Here is a 24,856-nt window from a genome sequence, read left to right as displayed (position 1 = left end):
GAGGCCTGGGGCGTTGTATTCAGTCGTACAACAAACGTTCCGCCAGCGCCTGCGCCACACGTGCAGGCGAACGCTTTTCAGCCTGGGCATGGCCGAACACTTCGGTCAGGCGGGTGGGTATACGGGCAATGTGGGCGGTGATCGCCTCCGCTTTTTCGCCCCTATGGGCCAGCGCTGAGTAGATCAGGGCACCCGCGTTGATCACGTAATCAGGTGCATACAGAATCCCCCGCCCTTCCAACTGGTCGGCAACGTGCAACGATGCCAGTTGGTTGTTTGCAGCACCCGCCACTGCCGCGCACCTCAACTGCATCACGCTTTGCCCATTCAATCCCGGGCCTATGCCGCAGGGGGCGAAGATGTCGCACGGTGTACTGGGGAGCGCATCGTGGGCAATCGGTTGTGCGTCGAACTGCTCTACTGCAAGTCGCACTCGGCCAGGCTCCAGGTCGCTGACCAGCAGGTCTGCACCTGCTGCGTGCAGGTGTTCGGCCAGCGCGTACCCTACACTTCCCAACCCCTGGATGGCGACACGCAGTCCTTCCAGGTTGTGGCTGCCCAGCCGCGCATGGGCGGTGGCGCGCAGGCCCGCGAATACCCCCATCGCCGCATGTGGAGCAGGGTCACCCAGCGCTGTCGTGCTGACAACATGGGGGGTGCCTTGCGCCAAGCAATCCATGTCCAGTGTCGAGGTGCCGCTGTCCAGGGCGATGAGTAGCCGCCCTTGCAAGCTATCGATACAGCGGCCGAATGCTTCGAACAAGGCAGCGCGGTCGTTCACCTGCGGGCTGCGCAGCATGACCGCCATGCCGCCCCCGAAAGGCAGGCCCGCCATTGCCGCCTTGTAGCTCATGCCCTGGGCCAGGGTGACTGCGTCGTTGATCGCACTCTCATGATCGGTGTAGGCAAGGTAGCGACAACCGCCCATGGCCGGCCCGAACCGCTCGCTGTGAATGACCACGACGGCCTCAAGGCCTGTCTGCGGATCGTTGAACACATGCAGTGACTGAGTACGGGTGCATTGCATCAGAGCGAACATGGCCTAGCTCCCCATGAGGTGCAGCATCCAGTATAGGCACCTGAAACGGGCGGGCCGGGCTACCGGACAACTGGACGAAACCGCTCTGGCCGGCTATTACTCAAGGGTGAGTGGAGAAGCCCATGAAGCCACGTCAAGCCTGCCTGGCCTGCCTTGAAAACACGCCTGCCGCCCTGCTGCAAGCTGCGCTGTGGATCGCCGCCGAACATGACCCAAGCGTCGATCCTGATGCCTGCCAGGCCGTGTTCCAGAACATGCAGCACACCATCAGCATTCACCTGCCCATGATTGGCGTCACTGAACTTGCCCAGCCGCTCTTGCGCCAGCTCAACGCGTTGGGTTTCCAACAGGATGAATACCTGCCGCTGCGTCCTCACGCTGCCTTGATGAACCATGTGCTGACAAGGCGACGCGGCCAACCGCTGGCCTTGGCCATCCTGGCACTGGAGTTTGCGCAGCGTCTGTCCATTCCACTCGAAGGCGTCGCCTTCCCTGGGCATTTCCTGTTGCGCGTGCCGGGTGCCGACCATTTGCTCGACCCCTGCGGCGGTCGGCGTCTTTACCCCAATGATTGCCGGGAGCTGCTGGTCCGCCAGTACGGTCCGGGCACCGCCTTGAGCGCCGAGCACTTGCGTCCGGCCAGCGCCATGCAGATGCTGCAACGGCTGTCACGCAACCTGCGCCAGTTGCACACCAGCAATGATGCCCCACTCGCGGCGCTGATCGACGCCGAGCGCGTCATGCAACTGGGGCCTGCCCAGGTCGGCGACTACCTGGCCCGGGCAAGCCTGTACAGGCAGCTTGATTGCCCACACGCCGAGCGCTTCGACCTGGAACATGCATTACTGCTGACGGAAGACCCTGTGCAGCGGCTGGTATTAAGCGAGCGGCTGGAGCAGTTGCCCGCGACAAGCCGCTCCCTTCATTGATCGCGCAATCTAACGCTGCACACTACGGCGTATCGGGTTGACGCGAAGGATGAGCCTGCATGAACGCCGGATGCTGCTGCGCCAACGCCGCCACCCTGCGAATGCGCGGGTAACCCCCAAGGTCGACCCCGAATCGCTCGGCGGCATAGAGCTGCGGTATCAGGTAGACATCCGCCAGGCCAGGCGCATCGCCCAGGCAGTAGCCAGCCTCGCCGATCACCTGCTCGACAGCCCCCAGCCCCTGGCTTATCCAATGGCCGATCCATTGGTTGATCTGCACTTCATCCTGGCCCGCTTCACGCAGGCGGTTGAGCACGCTGACGTTGTGCAGGGGGTGGATGTCGCAGCCGATGATCGCCGCCACCCCACGCGCCTTGGCGCGCTGCGCCGCCCCTGCCGGTAGCAGCGCGGGCAGCGGATAGGCCTCTTCCAGGTACTCGATGATGGCTGGAGATTGCACCAGAACCTCACCATCGTCGGTACGCAGAGTGGGCACCCGGCCCTGGGCATTGATACCCAGATAACCGGCTTGCCGATGCTCGCCTTGCAGCAGATTGACGGGGAGTGCCCTGAAGCTCAGCCCTTTGAGGGCCAAGGCAATCCGCACTCGGTAGGACGAGGTGGAACGGTAATAGGTATACAGCTCCATGCCTGCGTCTCCTCAGTTGGCCGCAATGACCCGACCACGGCACTCGCCGAACCCGATGCTCACTCCACCGTCGCACACACCCCGTGCCCGCAGGATGATTTCGTCGCCGTCCTCCAGAAACTTGCGCACTTCGCCATTGGGCAGCTCGACCGGGTGCTTACCGCCCTCGGTGATTTCCAGCAAGCTGCCATAGGACCCTGGGGTGGCACCTGACAGGGTGCCGGAGCCGAACAGGTCGCCGGGTTGCAACTGGCAACCGTTGACACTGTGGTGCGCCACCAACTGGGCCACCGTCCAGTACATGCTGCGGGTGTTGCTCAGGGCCAGGCGGTGCGGCGCCCCCCCCTCCTCGCGCATGCGCTCGGTGAGCAGCAACACTTCCAGTTCGATGTCGAATGCACCCGCTGCCTGATCCCGCTTGTCGAGCAGATAGGACAGCGGCTGGGGGTCACCTTGAGGCCTTGGCGGCTGAGCGCAGCGCAAGGGCGCCAGCGCCTCGGCCGTGACGACCCAGGGCGAAATCGTGGTCACGAAGCTCTTGGACAGAAACGGGCCCAGTGGCTGGTATTCCCACGCCTGGATGTCCCGCGCCGACCAGTCGTTGAGCAGGCACAGGCCCGCGATGTGTTCGGCGGCATCGCCGATGGGGATGGCCTGGCCGATGTCGTTGCCCTGCCCGATCCAGATGCCCAGCTCCAGCTCGTAGTCCAGCCGCGCACAGGGGCCGAAGCTTGGTTCGCTCTGGCCGGCAGGCAATGTCTGGCCCTTGGGCCGGCGAACATCCGTCCCGGAGGGGCGAATGGTCGATGCGCGGCCGTGATAGCCGATGGGCACATACTTGTAGTTGGGGAGCAAGGGGTTGTCGGGGCGGAACAACTTGCCAATGTTGCGGGCATGCTCGATGCCCACGTAGAAGTCGGTGTAATCGCCGATCTGGGCCGGCACATGCAACTGGCAGGTGCTGGCGGGATACAGCGCCCCCTCCAGCATTGCCTGGTGCTCGGACTGCTCACCGAGCAACTCGAGCAGCCGCTCCCGCAGCGCCACGCGCGCAGCGCGCCCGAGTGCGAAAAACGCGTTCAAGGTGCCGCCCTGGGTGGCAAGTACCGCCGCCTTGGCCTGACCTTCGAACAAACCCATGGCCAGCACCGCCTCAAGGTCGAGGATGGCATCGCCGATGGCCACGCCACAGCGCTTGGCTTCGCTGCCACGACTGAAGATACCCAAGGGCAGGTTCTGCAGCGGGAAGTCACTGTGCCCATTGGCGTGGCTCACCCAGCTGCGGGCAATGGCGGGTTGGTTCATGGGTTATCTCCGGTTCGGGTTGAAGGTGCTGGGCAAGGTGGCCCAGCAGCTGTCGTAGTCGGCCTGCAACTGCGGGCAGGACATGGCGTACTGGCTCGGGCGCAGCACCTGGCTGGTCTCGAACATGAACGCCATGGTGTTCTCGATCTTGTGCGGGGCAAGCTCGGCCGCTATGGCCCTGTCGCAGGTCTCGGCATCCGGGCCATGGGCACTCATCACGCTGTGCAGGGACGCGCCACCGGGCACGAAGCCTTCGGCCTTGGCATCGTAGGCACCGTCGATCAGCCCCATGAACTCGTTCATCAGGTTGCGGTGGAACCATGGCGGACGGAAGGTGTTCTCGGCCACCATCCAGCGCGGGGGGAAGATCACGAAGTCCATGTTGGCAAGGCCATGCACGCTGGTCGGTGAGGTGAGCACGGTGAAGATCGAGGGGTCCGGGTGGTCGAAGCTGACTGTGCCCAAGGTATTGAAGCGACGCAGGTCGTATTTGTAAGGCACGTTGCTACCGTGCCAGGCCACCACGTCCAATGGGGAATGCTGGAGCTCGCACGCCCAGTGCTCTCCCAGAAATTTTTGTACCAGTTGTACCGGCCCGGTGGTGTGTTCATAAGCGGCCACCGGCGTTTCGAAATCGCGGGGGTTGGCCAGCCCATTGCTGCCAATAGGCCCCAGGTCCGGCAGGCGCAGGGGCGCGCCGTGGTTTTCAGCCAAGTAGCCACGGGCATGGCCATCGAGCAGTTCGACACGAAACTTCATGCCGCGGGGAATCACTGCAATTTCAAGCGGGCCCACCTGCATCACACCCAGCTCGGTGGCAAGGCGCAGCCGACCTTGCTCAGGCACCAGCAACAGCTCGCCATCGGCGTTGAAGAACACGCGCTCCATGGAGCGGTTGGCGCTGTAGATGTAGATGCTCACACCGCCAGGCGCGTTGGCAGGGCCATTGGCCGCCATGGGCAGCCAACCCTCGATGAAGTCGGTTGGCGCTTGCGGGATGGGCTGCGGGTTCCAGCGCAGGCGGTTGGGCGTGATCGTGCCCCCCGCCTCGTTCAGGGGCTGGCGCGCCAGGCGCTCGAAACGCGGATGGGCGGCTGACGGCCGGATGCGGTACATCCAGGTGCGGCGCAGCTCATGACGGGCCATGGTGAACGCCGTGCCGGAGAGCAGTTCGGCATAGAGCCCATAGGGGGTTTTCTGTGGCGAGTTCTGCCCGACCGGCAAGGCGCCTGGCAACGCTTCGCTGGTGAATTCGTTGCCGAAACCGCTGAGGTAGTGAAGGTCAGGTGCAGGGTCGCGATTCATCGATGCCTCCGGGCCGGGGCGGCCTGTGGGAGCAGTTGCTGCTGCCCGAGGGAACGGCGGCGCATCTGCATTGTCTTTATCGTAATCAGATTACGAATAACGTAATTTGCTCTGCGCCAGGCGTCAAGCTATAAAGGCGCGACTCGATGACTCGCGGATGACCCTACCGATGGCCAAAGCCAGCTCCCCTACCGACAACGGCAAGCAGAAGGTCCGCTCAGCCGAGGTGGGCACCGACATCCTCAAGGCATTGGCCGAACTCTCACCCTCCACGTCACTGTCCAGGCTTGCAGAGCATGTCCAGATGCCGGCGAGCAAGGTGCATCGTTACCTGCAAGCTCTGATTGCCAGCGGGTTCGCCGAACAGAATGCGGCTACCAATCATTACGGCCTGGGGCGCGAAGCCTTGCGCGTGGGCATGGCCGCGCTGGGCAGCATCGATGTGCTGAAAGTCGCCGCGCTGCCGCTCTCCCAGCTGCGTGATGAACTGAACGAGAGTTGCTTTATTGCGGTGTGGGGCAATCAGGGGGCGACCGTGGTAAGCATCGAACCGGCCGTACGCGCCGTCACCGTGGTGACGCAGATTGGCTCGGTATTGCCGCTGCTGACCTCGTCCACCGGGCTGGTGTTCGCGGCCCATTTGCCTGAGCGGGAAACCGTGGACTTGATGGCGCGCGAGCTGACCCAGCTCAAGCTAGGGCCTGGGGATTATCAGACGGTGCTGGCAGGTATACGTGAACGCGGTCTGCACCATATCCACGGGCTGCTGATGCCGGGTGTGGATGCGCTGTCGGCGCCGATCTTCAACGCCATGGGGCAGATCGCTGCGGTGATGACGGTGGTGGGGCCCACGTCGATGTTTCATGCCGATGAACAAGGCCCTGCGGCGCAGCGGCTTTTGGCTGCTACGCGCGAGGCAAGCTGGCGCATGGGGTACTGCCCAGCCCCTTGAACACCGCAGACTGTTGCCTGGTATGTAACGGTGAATGTCGCCGTATGCGGTTTTTCCAGTCGATTCAATTGCTTATTATCGGATCACTGGCTGGCACCGAGGGCTCTCCCCCCGCTCGCGGTGCCAGTCAGGTGTATCGACGTAGATTTTGAAGCTCCTTGATCTGACGTCTCGATTGACCGCTGCGAAAGGCAGCGGTTTTTTTTGCCTGCCGTTTGATCCTCAGGAGCCCGGTTGCCACGTCATCGGGTCAAAACCTGGCCACTTTGAGCGAGCCGAACCCTTGGGCGGGTTCCCTGAACGCCAGGTAATGACGCAATACCTGTTGCGGCGCTTCGGTATGCGGATGGTGGCCAATACCCTGCAACAGCACGACATCGGCGGTCGGAACGTGTCGACGGTAGTGCTCGACCATGTGCGCGCCATAAAGGGGATCGACTGCGCCGGCGATCAAACGCAACGGCACCGCCCCCTGCAGCGCCTGCGTCCAGCGATCACGGTGCTGCAAGCGTTCAGGCACGTAGCCGGCAAGCCTGTGCAGCACGCGCGTGCCGCGATTGGCAGCCAGCATGCTCCAGAAGTCGTCGAGCACGCTTTCGCTCGGGTGGGTACATGGCCCATAGACACGGGTCAGGTGACGCACCAGGTCATCGCGGCTGAACGAGCGCGCCACCAGCCAGCCCAGGCGACTTAGCAGCAGCTTCTGCAGTAACAGCATGCGACAACCTTCAGGAAACAGGCCGCTGTTGAGAAAGACGCAGCTGGCGATATTGGCGCGCTGCTCATGATGCCGAGCCAGCAGCTCCTGGGCCACGCTACCTCCGTAATCATGAGCCAGCACATCCACCGGCTGGTCGATCTGCAGGTGAGCCAGCAAGGCCTGCTGCAAGTCGGCCTGCTCCATCAGGCTATAGGCGTGATCAACTGGCTTGGCCGAATCGCCGAACCCCAGCATGTCGCAGGCCACCACCCGATAGCGCTGGGCCAGAGGGCCCCACAAGTAATGCCAGTCCCAGCTGCCTGTAGGAAAACCATGTAGCAAAAGCAGGGGCGTTCCTTGCCCTGCGGTCCAGTAGCGGATGCTCTGGCCCCGGAATGTGAAACTCTGTCCCCGGGTACGCCAGACGCACAATGGAATTTCGGCCATGGGCATCGGAAGGCACCGGGTTAAGGGATGTGGACGCGATAAGGCAAGGCTGCTGTCATTGCATGTCACCTCGGCACTTGCATGTGCTCTCTGTGCGAGACACAGTCTAGCCAGCGGCCGAGGCGCTTGAACTTGCGTTGCCAGCCAGCTTGATGACTGAGCGAGTCACCTGCACCAGCGGTAGGCGCAGCCTGACTGGTTGCCGGCTGCGTATCCTTCCTGCAAAAACGTCAGGCGCTCAGTGCCTGCACCAGTTCAGCCAGCCACGGCTCGGCATCGGTTTCCGGTGTCACGGTTTCGCTGGCATCAAGCCGCAGCATGGGCAGCACCTCCTGCACGCCAAGTTCGGCAAACAGTTCGCGCATCTGTTCGCCGCCACCGCAATAGGTATCGCCATAACTGGAGTCGCCCAAGGCGATGACTGCACCCGGCAGGCCACGCCAGTCGGCCGGCAGGGTGTCGCGCAGGGCGCTGTAGAGGGGCATGAGGTTGTCGGGTAACTCGCCCATGCCTGTGGTGGAGGTCACCGCCAGTACGGCCTGCGGGCCGAACGCCTGCAAGTCTTGCAAAGAGGCTCGGTTGGCGTGCCAGGCTTCCAGGCCAGCGGCCTTGAGCAGCGACTCGGCGTGACGGGCAACTTCTTCGGCGGTGCCGTACACCGATCCGGAAATAATGACGACTTTCATCAGGGAAAAGGATTCCGATACTGAGTGAAATCGTAGGATACTAGCACCCAGCGCTGGCACAAGGCCGTGGCAACGCCCGCGGCCCTCATTCCTTCACTGCATGACCCAGACATGATCAATGCGCAGTTGCTGCAATCGATGGTCGATGCCTCGGACGACGGTATCGTGGTCGCTGAACAGGAAGGCGACGACACCATCCTCATCTACGTGAACGCGGCTTTCGAGCGTCTCACCGGCTACAGCCGGGATGAAATCCTGTACCAGGACTGCCGCTTTCTGCAGGGGGACGACCGTGACCAATTGGGCCGCGCGCGCATCCGCAAAGCGCTGACCGAGGGCCGGGCATGCCGTGAAGTGCTGCGTAACTACCGCAAGGACGGCACCGCTTTCTGGAACGAGCTGTCCATTACCCCGCTAAGGCACGCGGCTGACCAGCGCCTGTACTACATCGGCATTCAGAGGGACGTTACCCGGCAAGTGGAAACGGAACGCGAACTGGCTGAGCTGCGCGCTCGTCAGAAAGCCGGTGATGGTGCGTGAACCAATGCGCTTTGGAGTCAATCGGGCCGTAGAACCCTCCACATCGAGTTTCAACATGCCCCCCGACACACTTCTGACCCAGGATGAGCTGGACTATATCCAGGATGTCCAGCACTCCCCGCAGTTTGACATGACCGAAGCCATGACGAGCCTCCTGGTCAATGGGGACAGCCGCATTCAGGGTCTGCTCACGCGCCTGGTCGCTCATGAGCAGGTTACCTTGCAGGCCCATGTCGACAACCAGCAGATCAGCATTCCGCTTCAGCTGATCGAGGACGAGTTTCATACGCTGCAATTGCAACTGGGCGCGCCCGATATCTTCGAGATAGGCCCCAGGCTGCGCCCATGGCGGCTGACCCTTGATCCGCCCTGTGCATTGCTCGACGCCCACGGTGAGGAGAGCGGGCTCTGGGTGTGCGATATCTCTGTCAAAGGTGTGCTTGTGCATGTGCGCGACCTGCTAGACGCTCCTGATGTCTTCACGCTCCGATTCGCCCCGGACGGTGTCTGCCCCATCGAGCTTCACGGCAAGCTGGGCCGGCGTATCGACGGCTCCAAGGCCGCCTATGACCTAAGTGGCACTGCCCAGGAAGACATCGAACGCCTGCGCGATTTCATCCTCCACAAGCACCGGCTTGCTCACCCTGAGTTGCATACGCAAATGCCCGGCTGAAGACGACACCCGACGAACGCACCGTGTTCTCCCACGGCGGTGGCTTACGCCCGCTCGGTCGATACGCCATAATCCGCGCCCACTTCTTGCATGCCTAACTGAGTCGACCACCACCCCGGCCGACACAGCCAAGGGGCCAGCTACCCGCCAGCCTCGTCGTCAGGAGATACACGATGTCTAGATCCCCCGTCACCTTGATGGTGTCGCGGCGCGCCGCCGATGGCCGCTATGAAGAACTGCTGGCCTGGCTCCATGAGGGCGAACAGCTGGCCACCGATTTCCCCGGCTACCTGGGCTCAGGGATTCTCGCACCGCCGCGCGACGGCGATGAATTCCAGATCATCTTCCGCTTCAGCGATGAGCCGACCTTGCATGCCTGGGAACATTCGGCCTCGCGGCGCGCCTGGCTCAAGCGCGGCAACGGGCTGTTCGAGCGCCCCAGGGAGGCACGGGTCAGTGGCATAAACGACTGGTTCGGCACTGCCTTGGTGCGTAAACCACCCCGTTGGAAACAGGCCACGGCGATCTGGCTGGCATTCTTTCCGGTGTCACTGGCCTTTAACATGCTGTTCGGTCACTGGCTGGCAGGCATGGACCTGTTGCCACGCGTGCTTGTCAGCACCCTGGCGCTCACCCCCCTGATGGTGTACCTGTTCATCCCCCTTTCAACGCACCTGCTGGCGGGCTGGCTGCAGGGGGCGGCGGCACGCGAACACGCCTGGCGTAGCCGGTAGGCGCAGGCCACACACGCGTTGGGCAGTTGGGGTATGCTGGGCGACAACCTTCGACTCATACAGTTGACCGCCCCGAACATGAACAGCCCTATCCTGATAACCGGAGCCAGCCAACGCGTCGGGCTGGCCCTGGCCATGGAACTGGCCCAGGCCGGCCATACGGTGGTTAGTGCCAGCCGCAGCGTCCAGCCTCAATCGCCACACCCCAATATCATTCCGTTCACCGCAGACTTGTGCCAGGCGGCCGATCGCCAGGCACTGATCGACTACCTCTACAGCCATTACGATGGCCTGCGCGCCGTCATCCACAACGCTTCGCTGTGGCTCGACGATGACCTGGCCAACCTCGACACCATGTTCCGCCTTCATGTCGAAGCGCCCTATCATCTCAATCTGGCCCTGGGCGAGCTCTTGGCCAAGGTCGACAAGGCCGACATCATCCACGTCTGCGACGAAACGTCCTCACGCGGCAGCAAGAGCCACATCGGCTACGCCGCCACCAAGGCCGCGTTGCAGAACATGGTGTTGTCGTTTGCCGAAAAGTACGCACCCACGGTACACGTCAACGGTATTCTGCCTGGGCTGCTGATCCTCAAGGAGGGCGGCGACGAAGCCTATCGCCAGCAGACGCTGAAGAAGGCACTGCTGGAATTCGAACCGGGCGCCGGGCCGCTGATCGAGACGGTCAAGTACCTGCTTGCCAGCCAATACAGCACCGGCAGCCAAGTGGTCATCAACGGTGGCCGCCACCTGAAAAACCGCATCATTTGAGAGAAGCCCATGACCCCACAGCAACAGCTCGAACTGGAAGCCGCCGCTTTCCGCCGGCTCGTGGAACACCTGCGCTCACGCACCGACGTGCAGAACATCGACCTGATGAACCTGTCCGGGTTCTGCCGTAACTGCCTGTCCAAGTGGTACAAGGCGGCAGCTGACGAGCGCCAGGTGGACCTGAGCCTGGATGACGCCCGCGAAGCCGTCTACGGCATGCCTTACGGCGAGTGGAAGGCCCAGTATCAAAAAGAGGCCAGCCCTCAGCAGCAGGCCGCATTCGAACAAGGAAAACCCCGTGACTGATCTGACTACCCTGCGCGCCAGCCTGGACAGTGGTGAACATGTGTTCGCCGACACCTTGGCATTCATTGCCGAACACTATGCCTATCAGCCCCAGGCCTTCAGCAACGGTGGCGTCGAAAACGCGGCCGGGCAGAACGAAGGTTCATGCAAGACCTTGGGCCTGGCGTTGCTAGAGGGATTGACTGATCGTGAGGCGCTGCTGGCCTTTGGCGAGCATTATCGAGATGTGCAGGCCACACCCGAGGGCCACGACCATGGGAATATCCGTGCGCTGATCGCGTACGGCCTGGCAGGCGTCAAGTTCGAGGCATTACCACTGTCGCGCAAGGCTTGATGGGGGTTGTCCATCCAGCGGTCTGCGCCCTGGAGTCGCGCACGGCAGCATGAAGACTGGGGCTGCTTGGCAGCCCCAGTAACCTGACCTCAGAGCGTTACAGCTGCACGCAATCGAACTGCACGTCGGTCGCCACATCTTCGTCGTAGTCGACGTCCGTGCGCTCGAAGCCGAACAGGTTCAGGAACTGCTTCTTGTAACCGGCATAGTCGGTCAGCTCGAACAGGTTCTCGGTGGTCACCTGTGGCCACATGGCCTTGCAGGCATCCTGCACATCATCACGCAGTTCCCAGTCGTCCAGGCGCAGGCGGCCTTTTTCGTCGACCTGCGCCGGGGCGCCGTCGGTGCGATACATACGGTCACGGAACATGCGATCGAGCTGATCCTGGGTACCTTCGTGGACACCCTTCTCCTGCATGATCTTGAACACCATCGACAGGTACAGCGGCATGACCGGGATGGCCGAACTGGCCTGGGTCACCACCGACTTGAGCACGGCCACATTGGCGCCGCCCTTGACCTCAGCTGCCAGCTTCTGGTCCAGGCGCAGGGCAGTGTCGTCCAGGTCCTGCTTGGCCTTGCCCAGGGCGCCGTGCCAGTAGATGGGCCAGGTGATTTCGGTGCCAATGTAGCTGAAGGCGACGGTGCGAGCGCCTTCGGCCAGCACATCGGCACCGGCCAGGGCGTCGATCCACAGCTGCCAGTCCTGGCCACCCATGACGGTCACGGTGTCGGCGATTTCCTGCTCGGTGGCCGGCTCGATGCTGGCCTCGATGATGGCGTCCTTGTTGGTGTCGATGGCCGTCGACTTGTACGGCTGGCCGATGGGCTTGAGCGCCGAGCGCACCAGTTCGCCCGTCTGTGGCAGCTTGCGCACCGGCGAGGCCAGCGAATAGATGACCAGGTCGACCTTGCCGCCCATGTCGTTCTTGATCAGCTCGATAACCTTGGCCCGCGCTTCGTCGGAGAAAGCGTCACCGTTGATCGACTTGCTGTACAGGCCCTCGGCCTTGGCGAACTTGTCGAACGCCGCCGCGTTGTACCAGCCTGCGGTGCCGGCCTTGGTTTCGGTGCCTGGCTTCTCGAAGAACACGCCCAGGGTGTCGGCCTTGAAACCGAAGGCCGCAGTGATGCGCGCGGCCAGGCCGTAGCCACTGGAAGCACCGATGACCAACACCTTCTTCGGACCATCCTCGCGCACGCCCAGTTTGCGGGTGGCTTCGATCTGGTCACGGACGTTGAGCTCGCAGCCCTTGGGGTGAGTCGTGGTGCAGATGAAACCGCGGACCTTAGGATGAATGATGGCCAATGTCTGTACCTCGTCTGGTTTATGCACGAAAACGCCACACAGGGCGCTTTCAGAATGGACTGAGGGGTAAGACTCACCCCGCAGGTTAGGCGACACATCTTAAGGGTTGAGCGCAGCGATGCAAAATCGGTGGCCGGTTGGCGACACGGCACGCGGCCCGGACGCACCCTTGCCGCGCCGAGGTATTGATTCGGTTTTCCTATCAATGGGCAATAAAAACAAACTTAACAAATGAGCAAAATGCGCCGATGCTGGTTGCCCTCACCTTCAGACGGAGAACAACAATATGAACGAAGTGGTGATCGTCGCCGCGACCCGCACCGCCATCGGTAGCTTCCAGGGCGCCCTGGCGGGCGTCCCGGCCGTCGACCTGGGGGCAGCCGTGATCAAGCGTCTATTGGAGCAGACCGGGCTGGAGCCGGCTCAGGTCGACGAGGTGATCATGGGCCAGGTGCTCACGGCCGGCGCCGGGCAAAACCCTGCACGTCAGGCAGCGATCAAGGCAGGCCTGCCGTTCAGCGTGCCTGCCCTGACCCTGAACAAGGTCTGCGGCTCCGGTCTCAAGGCACTGCACCTGGGCGCCCAGGCCATTCGCTGCGGCGACGCTGAGGTGGTGATCGCCGGCGGCCAGGAAAACATGAGTCTTGCCCCTTATGTAATGCCTTCTGCCCGCACCGGCCAGCGCATGGGCCATGGCCAGCTGATCGACAGCATGATCAGCGACGGCCTATGGGACGCGTTCAACGACTACCACATGGGCATCACGGCTGAAAATCTGGTGCAGGAGTACGCGCTGAGCCGTGAACAGCAGGACGCCTTCGCGGCCGAGTCGCAGCGCAAGGCGGTGGCAGCCATCGCCGCTGGCCGCTTCGAGGCCGAAATCACCCCGATCGTGCTGCCACAGAAAAAAGGCGAGCCCAAGGTTTTCGCCCAGGACGAACAGCCACGTTCGGACACCACGGCCCAATCCCTTGCCAAACTGCGCCCTGCCTTCAAGAAGGACGGCAGCGTGACGGCAGGCAATGCCTCCAGCCTCAACGATGGGGCCGCGGCAGTGCTGCTGATGAACGCTGCAAAGGCCCAGGCATTGGGCTTGCCCGTGCTGGCCAGGATCGCGGCCTATGCCAGCGCTGGGGTCGACCCCGCCGTGATGGGGATAGCCCCTGTCTCGGCGACTGAACGCTGCCTGGGCAAAGCAGGCTGGCAACTGGCCGACCTGGACCTGATCGAAGCCAACGAGGCGTTCGCGGCCCAGGCGCTGGCCGTTGGCAAGGCGCTGGCGTGGGATGCTTCGCGGGTCAACGTGAACGGCGGGGCGATTGCGTTGGGTCATCCCATCGGTGCATCCGGGTGCCGCGTGCTGGTCACCCTGCTGCACGAGATGATCAAGCGCGATGCCAAGAAAGGCCTGGCAACGCTGTGTATCGGGGGTGGGCAAGGCGTGGCCCTGGCGATCGAGCGCTGATCAACCGAGCCATGGGCATTTGGACGCCGCCGTGCACGCCCTAGCGGCGGCATCTGCGATGCACAATCAGGCGTTGGCTACCTGCAGGGCGTGGAACGCAGGTGGCGTGGCCTTGATCGGATCATTGAGCGCCCTGACCAGCCGGACCACTTCCTCACAGGCCTGCACGGCGACGCCCAGCGGGCTGTGCAGCAGTGAGCACGCCGTACCGATCCACAGTCGCTCCCCCAGACGCTCATTGGCTTCACACAGCCAGTGCCACTTGCTGTCCAGGGCATGCTGGGCATCGTTTTCTGGGTCGACCAGGCCCAACGACAGCACTTTGTAGGCAGGCAGGCGGTCCAGGGTGGTCGTCAACTGCTCAGGGTCGCTCACCAGATCGATGTGCAAGCCGTCCACCGGCAGGTGCGCGGCCAGGCCAAGGTTGCCCTGCAAGCCGCCAGCCCACGTCGCGATCAGCTTCTTCAACGGAGCGCGCTGCAGGATGTTGTAAACCCGCTCGTAGGCGTTCTTCCAGTCCTGCGGCAGCGCCTGGGCAAGGATCGGCTCATCGATCTGCACCCACTGCACGCCTTGTTCGGCCAGGCGATTGAGGACGGCGTCATAGTGCGGAAGCAGTTCGTCGACACATTCCAGCGCCAGGCTGTGCCCGTCTTGCGCCGCGCTTTGCCACAAATAGGTCAGGGGGCCGACGAGAACAGGTTTGACGGTGTGGCCCAGCGCGCTGGCCTGGGCCACTTCCTGTAGCAGCTGATCGGCAAGCAGGGTGAAATGCCGCGTCACAGGTGCCTGAGGGTCGCGCGCTGCGCCGCCCTGCCAGTCCACATCGCCTACAGGCAATAGCTCGATACCGGCGTCTTTCTGCATCTGCCAATGACGTGCGCGAAGCGCATGGTCGTTGCCAGTGCGTGGAAAGCCCAGGTTATGCGCCAGTGCCATGTGTATGTCCCCAATGTGCAGAAATGATGGGGGCATTTTCAGATCGATGAGCGTTTGAAACAAACTCAATAAATTTGAGATCAACTCAAGTTTCCCTCATGTTACTCGCGCTGGCGCACCCGTGACGCCTAGCCATGTCTTGATCAGATCAATGCGCTGCGCAACCGGGCATGACCCATTCACAGGGCTGGCGCACAATGCCAGCCTGCCCACACTCGGTGTTCCGTCATGAGCGTGCTCAAAACTGCCCTGCAACAACAGCAATTCGCTTGCGTCATGGAGTTCGTCCCCAAGCCGTCAGCAGAGCGTTTTGCGGCGATGGACGCCATAATGGCCCGCAGGCAGCTGTGTGGCTGGCCGATGACACTCGCCATTGGCGACCGGGTGAGCAGCCCGCTGGACATGTCACCCCTGGATGCCTTGGCCTGTTTTGAGCATCCGGTACCTGCCCTGCCCCACTTTTCCGGCAAGGACCGGGAGCGCCATCACCTGCTCGCCCAGATGCGGCGCATGGATGCTGCGGGCCAGCACCAGTTGCTGATGCTGACAGGGGACCGCCTGCCAGGCCATACCCCAGGCAAGCGCCCGGTGCGCTACCTGGAATCGGTGGCAGCGCTGCAGATCGCCCGGCAAACCTATCCGCACTGGTGGCTGGGCGCAGCGCTCAACCCGTTCAAATACCGTGAAGAAGAAGGCGCCGCTCAGTACCTGAAGGCTGAAAAGAAATTGGCAGCCGGTGCCGACTTTTTCATCCTGCAGCTAGGTTTCGATGCTGCCAAGCACCAGGAAGCCATGCACTGGATGCGCCGCCAGCGCGCACCTAAACCTATGCTGGCTTGTCTTATGAGCCTTACCCAAGGCCGTGCGGGCATGCTCGATCATGTCGCAGGCGTGACCGTCACCCCGTCGATGCGGCAAATGCTGGAAGCCGAGGCGGCGCAATCCAAGGCCTTTGCCCAGGCTCGCAGCATCGACCGCCTGGCCCTGCAGGTCATTGGGGTTAAGCTGATGGGCTATGCCGGCGTGCATCTGTCGGGCATCCATGAGCCCAGCCAGCTGCTTGCCTTGGAGGCACGCCTTGCGCACTGGCAGACGCAAGTGGCCACGCTGGAGCAATGGGCGCCTGCCTGGCAGGCCAGCTGGCAAATGCCTAGCCTACCGGCAGTGACGTTTCACCCACCGCAGGCGGCATGGCGCGAGGGAGAGTCGCGTGTCGTGGCTTCGTTTGCCCAGAAAGCCCGCTACCACGCCATGCATGGCATGCATGGCCTGTTATTCAGTCGTCGCAACCCGGTGAGTCAGTTGTTCGGGTGGGCGGTTCGCCAGCCGATGTGGGCGACAGGCCTGGGCGCCCAGGTGCTGCACAGCGTGGAGCGGGCCGTGAAGCGACCACTGCTTGGCTGCGACACCTGCGGTCGTTGCCGCCTGGAAGACACCTTGTACACCTGCCCCGAGACCTGCCCCAAGGGCCTGGCGAACGGCCCCTGCGGCGGTACCACCTTGAACCGGTGCGAGTTTGGCGATCGTGAGTGCATCCACAGTGCCAAGTACCGCACGGCCAAGGCGGTGCGGCAAACCGATGTGCTGGCCCAGCGCTTGATCCCTTGCGTGGAGCAGCACAACCGCCATCGAAGCTCCTGGCCGGGTTGGTTCGGTGGAAAGGTTCAGCCCGTCACTCGGCCGTCAGCGCCTCGAAGCCGGCGCGAATCGTAGCCTCGGGAAGATCATCGGCAATGAACACCATGACGCTCTCGCGCGGTTCGGCCTCAGCCCATTCAGCGTCCCAGTCGAACCCGTAGAGCTTGAGCACGCCCTGAAACACCAGCTTGCGATCCTCGCCCGCGATATTGAGCACGCCCTTGTAACGCAACAGTTGCGTGCCATGGGTTTCCAACAGGCCATTCATGAAGTCGCTGAGGCGGTCGATGTCCAGCGCCTTGTCGGTGCGCAACACCAAGGTGGCGATACGGTCCGGGGTGGCGGCTTTGAGTACTGGACGCAGGGTGGGTTTGAGGTTGGCGCCCAGGTCCGGGTTGAGGTTGAAGCCGCGTACATCGAGCAGTGCACCCAAGTCGATGCGGCCTTGTTCGACCACATGCATGGCGGCCCGCCCATTGATGCGGGCCAGGCGCTCGCGCAAGGCTTGCACGGTGGCCGGTTCCACCAGGTCGGTCTTGCTCAGCAGCAGGCGATCGGCAAAGCCCACCTGGGCCTGGGCGATGGTCTGGGTCAGGTGGACGTCGGCGTGAGCGGCGTCGACCAGGGTGATGATGCCGTCCAGGATGTACCGCTCGCGCAGCTCTTCGTCGATGAAGAACGTTTGAGCCACAGGCGCGGGGTCGGCCAGCCCTGTGCACTCGATCACCAGCCGATCAAAGGCAATTTCGCCAGCATCGAGCCGCTCCAGCAGCAGGAACAGCGCACGGGTAAGGTCGCCATGGATGCTGCAGCACACACAGCCGTTGGCCAGGGTCATGACCTGCACCGGCTCGTCGCCGAGCAACTGGCTGTCGATGCCTGCTTCGCTGAACTCGTTTTCGATCACGGCCAGCCGCAGGCCGTGCTCGGCCTTGAGCATGTGCTTGAGCAGCGTGGTCTTGCCGGCACCGAGAAAGCCGGTCAGTACGGTTACGGGAATCGGGGTCTGCACGCAGAACATCTCCTGTTCGGAAAAAACACAGGCCCCACCGCGACAGGCCTGCGCTCATCACCAGCACCTGCCCCCAAGAGGAGCGGGCTTGTCGATGACCACAGGCTGCCGACGATGGGGCCGGTACAGCTTAACGCTTTGGGCTTAACAGCACTTTGGCCCGGACTTGCCACCATAACGTGCTTCCTGGCGCTCTCGGAAGAACGCTTCGTACGTCATGACCGGTTTGTCCGGATGCGTCTTGTTCATGTGTTCGACGTAATTGTCGTAGTCAGGCATGCCCACCATCAAGCGTGCAGCCTGCCCCAGGTATTTGCCCAGCCGACCCAGGTCATTGAACATCGCAGCAGTCCTCTCAAGCGTCAGGCAGAGCCTGGAACGGGGTTTCCTTGTCGGTCCGCTCTTTGCGACCCCAGGCGGCGTAACCCACCTTGATCGCGAAGAACAGAATGCTGAATACCACCAGCAGGAACAGGATGGTCAGCCCGGCGTTAGTGTAGGCGTTGTAGATCACGTGCTGCATCTGCCCGATGTCCTTGGCCGGTGCCAGCACCTGACCAGCGTCCAGTGCGGTGCTGTATTTCTTGGCCAAGGCCAGGAAGCCCACGGCCGGGTTGGGATCGAACAGCTTGATCAGGCCGGCCGCCGTGGTGCAGATCAGCAACCAGGTGGCTGGCAGCAGCGTGACCCAGATGTAGCGCTGGCGCTTCATCTTGATCAGCACCACGGTGCCCAGCATCAACGCAATACCGGCCAGCATCTGGTTGGAGATGCCGAACAGCGGCCACAGCGTATTGATACCCCCGAGCGGGTCGATCACGCCTTGGTAGAGCAAGTAGCCCCACATGGCGACGCAACCTGCGGTGGCCAGCAGGTTCGCGCCCCACGATTCGGTGCGCTTGAGCGCTGGCACGAAGCTGCCCAGCAGGTCCTGCAGCATGAAGCGCCCGGCACGGGTACCGGCGTCCACGGCGGTGAGGATGAACAAGGCCTCGAACAAAATAGCGAAGTGATACCAGAACGCCATGGTGTTCTCGCCAGGCAGTACTTGGTGAAGAATCTGCGCGATACCCACGGCCAATGTCGGCGCACCGCCGGCGCGGGCCAGGATGGTGTGCTCGCCGATGTCACGGGCAACCGCCTCGAGCTGCTCAGGCGTGATCAAGAAGCCCCAGCTACTGACTGTCTGAGCCACCGAAACCGCGTCTGCACCGACCACGGCAGCCGGGCTGTTCATGGCGAAATACACGCCCGGCTCGATCACCGAGGCCGCGACCATGGCCATGATCGCCACGAACGATTCCATCAGCATGCCGCCGTAGCCGATGTAGCGGGCGTTGGTTTCGTTGTCCAGCAGCTTGGGCGTGGTGCCCGACGAGATCAGGGCATGGAACCCAGAGACCGCGCCACAGGCGATGGTGATGAACAGGAACGGGAACAGCGTGCCTTTCCAGACCGGGCCGGTGCCATCAGTGAACTGGGTCAGCGCTGGCATCTTGAGCTCAGGGGCGATGATCAGGATGCCGATGGCAAGGCCCACGATGGTGCCGATCTTGAGGAAGGTGGACAGGTAGTCACGCGGGGCCAACACCAGCCAGACCGGCAGCACGGCTGCGACGAAGCCGTAGCCCACCAGCATCCAAGTGATTTGAACACCGGTGAAGGTGAAGGCTGGGCCCCAAACCGGATCCGCGGCAATCTGACCACCCAACCAGATGGAAGCCAGCAGCAGCACCACGCCGATGAGGGAAATCTCACCAATGCGGCCAGGGCGGATGTAGCGCATGTAGACGCCCATGAACATGGCGATCGGGATGGTCGCCATCACCGTGAACATGCCCCAGGGGCTCTCGGCCAGGGCCTTGACCACGATCAGCGCCAGCACCGCGAGGATGATGATCATGATCAGGAAACAGCCGAACAGGGCGATGGTGCCCGGAATGCGGCCCATCTCTTCGCGCACCATGTCGCCCAGCGAGCGGCCGTTGCGGCGTGTGGACAAGAACAGGACCATGAAGTCCTGGACGGCACCGGCCAGTACCACACCGGCAATCAGCCACAGGGTGCCGGGCAGATAGCCCATCTGCGCCGCCAGCACCGGGCCGACCAAGGGGCCTGCGCCAGCGATGGCCGCGAAGTGGTGGCCGAAGAGGATGTGCTTGTTGGTTGGAACATAGTCCAGACCGTCATTGTTGAGCACCGCAGGGGTGGCGCGGCGCGGATCGAGTTGCATCACTTTGGTGGCGATGAACAGACTGTAATAGCGGTAGGCGACCAGATAAATGGCCACTGCCGCGACCACGATCCACAAGGCATTGATCGCTTCGCCACGGCGCAGGGCGACGACACCCAGCGCGCAGGCTCCCAGGACTGCCAGCACCAGCCACGGGAGGTGGCGTAGCAGGCTGTTGTTATTGTTCATAGTTGGCTTCCAGCTGAGAGGTTGGAATTGATGGCCCTCTGAGTCTAGGGCCTGCCTGCCGGCTTTACCATCTCCAATTGCATGCCGATTTACAGCGCAACTCCACGTGGTAGAGCGGCACCGCACTGCCAAATACCTGGTAGTTCTGCCAGTTGTCCCGCCAGGGCCGATTGGCCGACCTTTGGTACTTCCAACTCAGCAAGGAAGTCGCCATGAACTCACTTCATCTCATCATCGCAGCCAGCCTTGCGGCAGGCAGCATGCACGGCAATGCCGCACCTGTAGAGCCGATGCATGGCGCAGTCGAGATGCCTATTTCCAGGCAGTACTACTGTTATCAACAAGGTGACTACAACTGGCCAGTCGACGGTTCAAACATCAAAAGCCCAGGGTGCAAAGCGGCTTACCAGCATGTGTTTAAAAAGTTTGGCAACAATGCGCAACAGGCTGTGTACCAGTTCAATCAATGGCATGAGGTGTCGAAGAACGTCGTTGATTTCCGCAATAAGGAGGCTGTCAAAAAAGCCATTCCTGATGGTCAGCTGTGCTCGGCAGGCAATAGCGTGACGGATACGAATACGAAGGCTGGGCAGGTCAATGACAAGAGCGGCTTGGACATCCCTGCCGATTGGTACGCCCAGGACTGGAAAAAAGATGACGACAACAAGGCCCACTTGCGCTACAAAATCATGGCGCCGCACAACCCTAGCTACTGGGAAATCTATGTGTCCAAGCCGGACTACGACCCCACCCAGCGGGCCTTGGAGTGGGATGACTTGGAGCTGGTACAGGAAATCGGAGATGTCCAGCCTGTCAATGGCTACTACGCGTTCGATGTCGATCTCAAAGAACACGCTGGCCGACGTGTGGTCTATACCCGCTGGCAACGTGATGACGCTGCAGGCGAGGGTTTCTACAATTGCAGCGACGTGAATATCGTCAAGTAGTGCAGGGACGAATACGCGATCATGGCTGGTCTATAGTCTGAACATCAGATGAGGACTCGCCATGACCCCGCCACATTCCGAGCGCCGCCGCTTCCAACGCATCGATTTCGACGCACCTGCCGAACTTCGCCAAGGCGAGCAGCGCTGGCCTGCCAGGCTCATCGATCTATCCCTCAAAGGCCTTCTGGTCGAGCGCCCGACCGACTGGAACCCAGACCCAACCCAGAACTACGAGGCGGTCATCCAACTTGACGCCGATACCTGGGTGAAGATGCAAGTCGAACTGCGCCATGAAGAACTCACGCGGCTGGGCTTCGTTTGCCTGTACATCGACATCGACTCCATGAGCCACCTGCACCGTCTTGTGGAACTGAACATTGCCGACAGCACCGAAATGATGCGTGAGCTGCGTGAATTGATCGAATAACAGGATCTATTAGCTGGCTAACTGCCCGACCACCGCCCCTTTCCTGTCCATCTAGACAGCTTCCTGCCTGTCTCAGGCACCGTTGTATACACCCTTTCGTACAAGCGCTTTGGGTTGGTATGCCTCCTGCAACGAGGACGCGTACGCCCCAAGGCTGCCCATGACGGCGCTTGGATCAAAAAATTGTATACAATTTGTGTAGTACCTGTAGGCAATAACTGACTACAGTAGCTCCACAACAATAAACAGAGAGCCTGCGCCATGACTACGTCCACAAACACGTCTCCCGCCCAGCGGCCAGAGGACGAAAACCTCGGCCTGGGTGCCAATCTGGCCTATGGCCTGCAGCACGTGTTGACCATGTATGGGGGAATCGTTGCCGTACCCCTGATCCTGGGGCAGGCCGCAGGCCTCAATGGCGCAGAAATCGGTATGCTCATCGCCGCTTCGCTGTTTGCAGGTGGCTTGGCGACCTTGTTGCAAACCCTCGGCCTGCCGTTCTTCGGCTGCCAACTACCCCTGGTACAAGGGGTGTCGTTTGCCGGCGTCGCCACCATGGGCGCCATCCTCAGCAGTGAGAGTGGGGGCGGGCTGCCGGGGGTGCTGGGCGCGGTGATGGCCGCCTCGCTGATAGGGCTGCTGATCACCCCGGTATTCTCACGCATCACCAAGTTCTTCCCACCGCTGGTCACCGGCATCGTGATCACCACCATCGGCCTGACGCTGATGCCGGTGGCCGCGCGCTGGGTGATGGGTGGCAACAGCGCCTCACCTGACTTCGGCAGCATGGCCAACATTGGCCTGGCCGCCCTCACTTTCGCCATCGTGCTGCTGTTGAGCAAACTGGGCAGCGCGACTATATCCCGGTTGTCCATCCTGCTGGCGATGGTGGTCGGTACGCTGATCGCCTGGGCACTGGGCATGACCGACTTCAGCAAGGTTACCGAAGGCCCTGTTTTCGCCTTCCCCACGCCCTTTCACTTCGGCATGCCGGAATTCCACATCGCCGCCATCCTGTCGATGTGTATCGTCATCATGGTGACGCTGGTCGAAACCTCGGCCGACATCCTGGCCGTGGGTGAGATCATCGGTACCAAGGTCGACTCCAAGCGCCTGGGCAATGGCCTGCGTGCTGACATGGCCTCGAGCATCCTCGCGCCGGTGTTCGGCTCATTCACGCAAAGTGCATTCGCCCAGAACGTCGGCCTGGTGGCGGTCACCGGCGTGCGCAGCCGCTACGTGGTGGCCACCGGCGGTGTGATTCTGGTGGTACTGGGCCTGCTACCGATCATGGGGCGCATCATCGCTGCGGTGCCTACCCCCGTGCTGGGCGGCGCGGGCATCGTGTTGTTCGGCACGGTGGCAGCCAGCGGCATTCGCACCTTGTCCAAGGTCAGCTACCAGAACAACGTCAACCTGATCATCGTCGCCGCTTCCCTGGGCTTTGGCATGATCCCGATCGCCGCACCGGCCTTCTACCATCAGTTCCCCAACTGGTTCGAAACCATCTTCCACTCAGGCATCAGCTCGGCGGCGATCATGGCCATCCTGCTGAACCTGATCTTCAACCATTTCACGGCAGGCAACTCGGACCAGCAGTCAGTGTTCGCTGCCGGCTACGAACGCACCATTCGCTACTCGGATATCTCCGCACTACGCGACGGGGACTATTTCAAGGATGGCAGGCTGTTCGATGCCGAAGGCCACGAGGTGCCGATGAGGGGCCAGGACGAGCACGGCAGCGAGCCGGCCAAGCGCGCGGCGGTCACCGAGCACTGATCCATCAGGTGGGTGTTGTACAGGGCCGATGCGCATCGTCGGCCCTTTTTTTTGCCAGTGAATTATTCGAACAAGGCATCCAGCGCCTGCTCTAGACGCGTCACGGCGATCACCTCCAACCCTGCAGGCGCCTCTTTGGGTGCATTGCCCTTGGGCACGATGGCGCGCTTGAAGCCGTGCTTGGCAGCCTCCTTGAGCCGCTCCTGGCCACTGGGCACAGGCCGCACCTCACCCGACAGGCCGATTTCCCCGAACACCAGCAGGCCATGGGCCAGCGGCCGATTGCGCAGGCTGGACATGACGGCGGCGAGCAATGCCAGGTCCGAAGCCGTTTCCAGTACTTTCACACCGCCCACCACGTTCAGGAACACATCCTGATCGTGGGTCGGGATGCCCCCGTGCCGGTGCAGAACGGCCAGCAGCATGGCCAGGCGGTTCTGATCCAGGCCCAGGGTCACGCGGCGCGGGTTGGCCAGGTGGCTGTCATCGACCAGTGCCTGGACCTCGACCAGCATTGGCCGAGTGCCTTCCCATGTGGCCATCACGACACTGCCGGGGACTTCTTCCTGGGTGCGATTGAGAAAGATCGCCGAGGGGTTGGAGACTTCTTTCAAACCTCGGTCGGTCATGCCGAACACGCCCAACTCGTTGACCGCGCCGAAGCGGTTCTTCACCGCCCGCAGCAGCCGCAGGCGACCGTCGGATTCGCCTTCGAAATACAACACGGTATCGACCATGTGCTCCAGTACCCGCGGGCCTGCCAGCGAGCCTTCCTTGGTCACGTGGCCCACCAGGAAGATCGCCGTGCCACTTTGCTTGGCATAACGCACGAGCAGCGCCGTACTTTCACGCACCTGCGCGACCCCGCCTGGGGCCGATTGCAACTGTTCGGTGAAAATGGTCTGGATGGAGTCGATCACCATTACCCGTGGTTTTTCCTGACGGGCGGTGGCGATGATGGTCTCGATGCAGGTTTCGGTCATCACCTTGAGCTGGTCCTGGGGAAGGCCCAGACGCCTGGAGCGCATGGCCACCTGCTGCTGGGATTCCTCGCCGGTGACGTACAGCGCCGGCATGCCGACGGCGATGTTGCACAGGGTCTGCAGCAGGATCGTCGATTTGCCGATCCCAGGGTCGCCACCGATCAACACCACAGAGCCATCAACCAGGCCACCGCCCAGCACACGGTCGAGCTCGGTGCTGCTGGTGGTGAAGCGCGGGATCTCCTCGACGCTGACCTCAGCCAGGGTCTTGATCTGCGCCTGTTGCCCCGTCCAGCCGGCGCGGCCCGTGCTGGGTGCTGCGGCGCCGCCGCTCTCGATCATGGTTTCGACCAGCGTGTTCCAGGCGCCACACTCGCCGCACTGGCCAGCCCATTTCGGAAAAGTCGCGCCGCACTCGGTGCAGCCATACAAGCGCTTGGCCTTGGCCATGGGTGGGTGCCTCCGGGCAAAACCTGCATGATACCCGAGGCTGGCCGTGCCCCGAATGCCTTGGGATGCGACAAAACTATTCGGTGCGACGGAAGTCACTACCCCTGAATGCAGC

General features: G+C 62.3%; 25 protein-coding genes. 13 read left to right on the top strand and 12 right to left on the bottom strand.

Going from position 1 to position 24,856, the window contains the following annotated elements; genetic code table 11:
- Positions 1-19: 19 nt before the first annotated feature.
- Positions 20-1,039 carry a Glu/Leu/Phe/Val dehydrogenase gene (locus ACF8R3_RS18870; RefSeq protein WP_196186412.1) on the bottom strand — a complete coding sequence of 340 codons (1,020 nt, stop codon included), beginning with the start codon at positions 1,037-1,039 and terminating at the stop codon, positions 20-22.
- Between the two features lie 122 nt (positions 1,040-1,161).
- Here ACF8R3_RS18870 and ACF8R3_RS18865 point away from each other — a divergent pair, with 122 nt between their 5' ends.
- A complete protein-coding gene (locus tag ACF8R3_RS18865) occupies positions 1,162-1,968 on the top strand; it encodes a SirB1 family protein (RefSeq protein ID WP_058604887.1) in 807 nt (268 codons plus the stop codon).
- A gap of 22 nt (positions 1,969-1,990) precedes the next feature.
- Here ACF8R3_RS18865 and maiA read toward each other — a convergent pair whose 3' ends face one another.
- The 3 genes from maiA to hmgA are packed head-to-tail and all read right to left on the bottom strand — an operon-like array spanning position 1,991 to position 5,227.
- Entirely contained in the window at positions 1,991-2,617 is a 627-nt protein-coding gene (gene maiA / locus ACF8R3_RS18860) for a maleylacetoacetate isomerase (RefSeq protein ID WP_392516006.1), read from the bottom strand.
- Between the two features lie 12 nt (positions 2,618-2,629).
- Positions 2,630-3,922, bottom strand: coding sequence for a fumarylacetoacetase (fahA, locus tag ACF8R3_RS18855; RefSeq protein WP_196186414.1), 1,293 nt, complete (start codon positions 3,920-3,922; stop codon positions 2,630-2,632).
- Between the two features lie 3 nt (positions 3,923-3,925).
- The gene (gene hmgA / locus ACF8R3_RS18850) at positions 3,926-5,227 is read right to left on the bottom strand and encodes a homogentisate 1,2-dioxygenase (RefSeq protein WP_196186415.1); all 1,302 of its coding nucleotides are present in this window, start codon (positions 5,225-5,227) and stop codon (positions 3,926-3,928) included.
- A 169-nt stretch (positions 5,228-5,396) separates the two neighbouring features.
- On the opposite strand from hmgA, the gene ACF8R3_RS18845 reads away from it, so the two are divergent.
- A complete protein-coding gene (locus tag ACF8R3_RS18845) occupies positions 5,397-6,179 on the top strand; it encodes an IclR family transcriptional regulator (protein ID WP_058604883.1) in 783 nt (260 codons plus the stop codon).
- A 250-nt stretch (positions 6,180-6,429) separates the two neighbouring features.
- On the opposite strand, the gene ACF8R3_RS18840 is transcribed toward ACF8R3_RS18845, so the two are convergent.
- Positions 6,430-7,332, bottom strand: coding sequence for an alpha/beta fold hydrolase (locus tag ACF8R3_RS18840; RefSeq protein WP_058604882.1), 903 nt, complete (start codon positions 7,330-7,332; stop codon positions 6,430-6,432).
- Positions 7,333-7,556: 224 nt separating this feature from the next.
- Positions 7,557-8,012 carry a flavodoxin gene (locus ACF8R3_RS18835; RefSeq protein WP_058637204.1) on the bottom strand — a complete coding sequence of 152 codons (456 nt, stop codon included), beginning with the start codon at positions 8,010-8,012 and terminating at the stop codon, positions 7,557-7,559.
- Between the two features lie 111 nt (positions 8,013-8,123).
- Here ACF8R3_RS18835 and ACF8R3_RS18830 point away from each other — a divergent pair, with 111 nt between their 5' ends.
- The 6 genes from ACF8R3_RS18830 to ACF8R3_RS18805 all read left to right on the top strand — a co-directional run bounded on the left by ACF8R3_RS18830 (position 8,124) and on the right by ACF8R3_RS18805 (position 11,370).
- The gene (locus tag ACF8R3_RS18830; RefSeq protein ID WP_058637205.1) at positions 8,124-8,552 is read left to right on the top strand and encodes a PAS domain S-box protein; all 429 of its coding nucleotides are present in this window, start codon (positions 8,124-8,126) and stop codon (positions 8,550-8,552) included.
- 55 nt (positions 8,553-8,607) lie between these two features.
- Positions 8,608-9,225, top strand: coding sequence for a PilZ domain-containing protein (locus ACF8R3_RS18825; RefSeq protein ID WP_058637206.1), 618 nt, complete (start codon positions 8,608-8,610; stop codon positions 9,223-9,225).
- A gap of 173 nt (positions 9,226-9,398) precedes the next feature.
- The gene (locus tag ACF8R3_RS18820; RefSeq protein WP_078478012.1) at positions 9,399-9,959 is read left to right on the top strand and encodes an antibiotic biosynthesis monooxygenase; all 561 of its coding nucleotides are present in this window, start codon (positions 9,399-9,401) and stop codon (positions 9,957-9,959) included.
- Positions 9,960-9,992: 33 nt separating this feature from the next.
- A complete protein-coding gene (gene folM / locus ACF8R3_RS18815; protein ID WP_058637208.1) occupies positions 9,993-10,730 on the top strand; it encodes a dihydromonapterin reductase in 738 nt (245 codons plus the stop codon).
- A 9-nt stretch (positions 10,731-10,739) separates the two neighbouring features.
- Positions 10,740-11,036, top strand: a complete 297-nt coding sequence (locus tag ACF8R3_RS18810) for a DUF1244 domain-containing protein (RefSeq protein ID WP_058637209.1) — start codon at positions 10,740-10,742, stop codon at positions 11,034-11,036.
- On the top strand, positions 11,029-11,370 hold the full coding sequence (locus ACF8R3_RS18805) for a HopJ type III effector protein (protein WP_058637210.1): 342 nt from the start codon (positions 11,029-11,031) through the stop codon (positions 11,368-11,370). Before ACF8R3_RS18810 ends, ACF8R3_RS18805 begins: the two co-directional genes overlap by 8 nt.
- A 97-nt stretch (positions 11,371-11,467) precedes the next feature.
- On the opposite strand, the gene fabV is transcribed toward ACF8R3_RS18805, so the two are convergent.
- Entirely contained in the window at positions 11,468-12,679 is a 1,212-nt protein-coding gene (gene fabV / locus ACF8R3_RS18800) for an enoyl-ACP reductase FabV (RefSeq protein WP_058604875.1), read from the bottom strand.
- Positions 12,680-12,965: 286 nt separating this feature from the next.
- On the opposite strand from fabV, the gene ACF8R3_RS18795 reads away from it, so the two are divergent.
- Positions 12,966-14,144: an acetyl-CoA C-acetyltransferase gene (locus ACF8R3_RS18795; RefSeq protein WP_058604874.1), complete on the top strand. Its 1,179-nt coding sequence runs from the start codon at positions 12,966-12,968 to the stop codon at positions 14,142-14,144.
- A gap of 66 nt (positions 14,145-14,210) precedes the next feature.
- Here the strand turns inward: ACF8R3_RS18795 and ACF8R3_RS18790 are convergent, their stop codons facing one another.
- A complete protein-coding gene (locus ACF8R3_RS18790; protein WP_392475720.1) occupies positions 14,211-15,083 on the bottom strand; it encodes a 5-methyltetrahydropteroyltriglutamate--homocysteine methyltransferase in 873 nt (290 codons plus the stop codon).
- A gap of 228 nt (positions 15,084-15,311) precedes the next feature.
- Between ACF8R3_RS18790 and ACF8R3_RS18785 the strand changes: the two genes are divergently transcribed.
- Entirely contained in the window at positions 15,312-16,796 is a 1,485-nt protein-coding gene (locus ACF8R3_RS18785) for a methylenetetrahydrofolate reductase C-terminal domain-containing protein (RefSeq protein WP_058637212.1), read from the top strand.
- Here the strand turns inward: ACF8R3_RS18785 and yjiA are convergent.
- The 3 genes from yjiA to ACF8R3_RS18770 form a co-directional block, all read right to left on the bottom strand.
- Positions 16,756-17,733 (bottom strand): GTPase, encoded by a 978-nt coding sequence (yjiA, locus tag ACF8R3_RS18780; protein ID WP_058637236.1) that lies wholly within the window; start codon positions 17,731-17,733, stop codon positions 16,756-16,758. The two genes, ACF8R3_RS18785 and yjiA, sit on opposite strands and share 41 nt — an antisense overlap.
- A 144-nt stretch (positions 17,734-17,877) precedes the next feature.
- Entirely contained in the window at positions 17,878-18,075 is a 198-nt protein-coding gene (locus ACF8R3_RS18775; protein WP_023534469.1) for a YbdD/YjiX family protein, read from the bottom strand.
- Positions 18,076-18,088: 13 nt separating this feature from the next.
- Positions 18,089-20,155 (bottom strand): carbon starvation CstA family protein, encoded by a 2,067-nt coding sequence (locus ACF8R3_RS18770; protein ID WP_058637213.1) that lies wholly within the window; start codon positions 20,153-20,155, stop codon positions 18,089-18,091.
- 212 nt (positions 20,156-20,367) lie between these two features.
- Between ACF8R3_RS18770 and ACF8R3_RS18765 the strand changes: the two genes are divergently transcribed.
- The 3 genes from ACF8R3_RS18765 (at position 20,368) to ACF8R3_RS18755 (ending at position 23,308) form a co-directional block, all read left to right on the top strand.
- On the top strand, positions 20,368-21,102 hold the full coding sequence (locus ACF8R3_RS18765) for a lytic polysaccharide monooxygenase auxiliary activity family 9 protein (protein ID WP_392516005.1): 735 nt from the start codon (positions 20,368-20,370) through the stop codon (positions 21,100-21,102).
- A gap of 61 nt (positions 21,103-21,163) precedes the next feature.
- Positions 21,164-21,529: a PilZ domain-containing protein gene (locus ACF8R3_RS18760; protein WP_058637215.1), complete on the top strand. Its 366-nt coding sequence runs from the start codon at positions 21,164-21,166 to the stop codon at positions 21,527-21,529.
- 261 nt (positions 21,530-21,790) lie between these two features.
- Entirely contained in the window at positions 21,791-23,308 is a 1,518-nt protein-coding gene (locus ACF8R3_RS18755) for a nucleobase:cation symporter-2 family protein (RefSeq protein WP_392475676.1), read from the top strand.
- Between the two features lie 62 nt (positions 23,309-23,370).
- Here ACF8R3_RS18755 and radA read toward each other — a convergent pair whose 3' ends face one another.
- Positions 23,371-24,741, bottom strand: coding sequence for a DNA repair protein RadA (radA, locus tag ACF8R3_RS18750; RefSeq protein WP_197843722.1), 1,371 nt, complete (start codon positions 24,739-24,741; stop codon positions 23,371-23,373).
- Between the last annotated feature and the right edge of the window lie 115 nt (positions 24,742-24,856).

The sequence above is a fragment of the Pseudomonas sp. FYR_7 genome (assembly GCF_043106155.1).
In the GTDB taxonomy this organism is placed as follows: Bacteria; Pseudomonadota; Gammaproteobacteria; order Pseudomonadales; family Pseudomonadaceae; genus Aquipseudomonas; species Aquipseudomonas parafulva_B.
The sequence above is the reverse complement of the archived record's forward strand: the minus strand, read 5'-3'. Positions and strand labels throughout refer to the sequence as shown.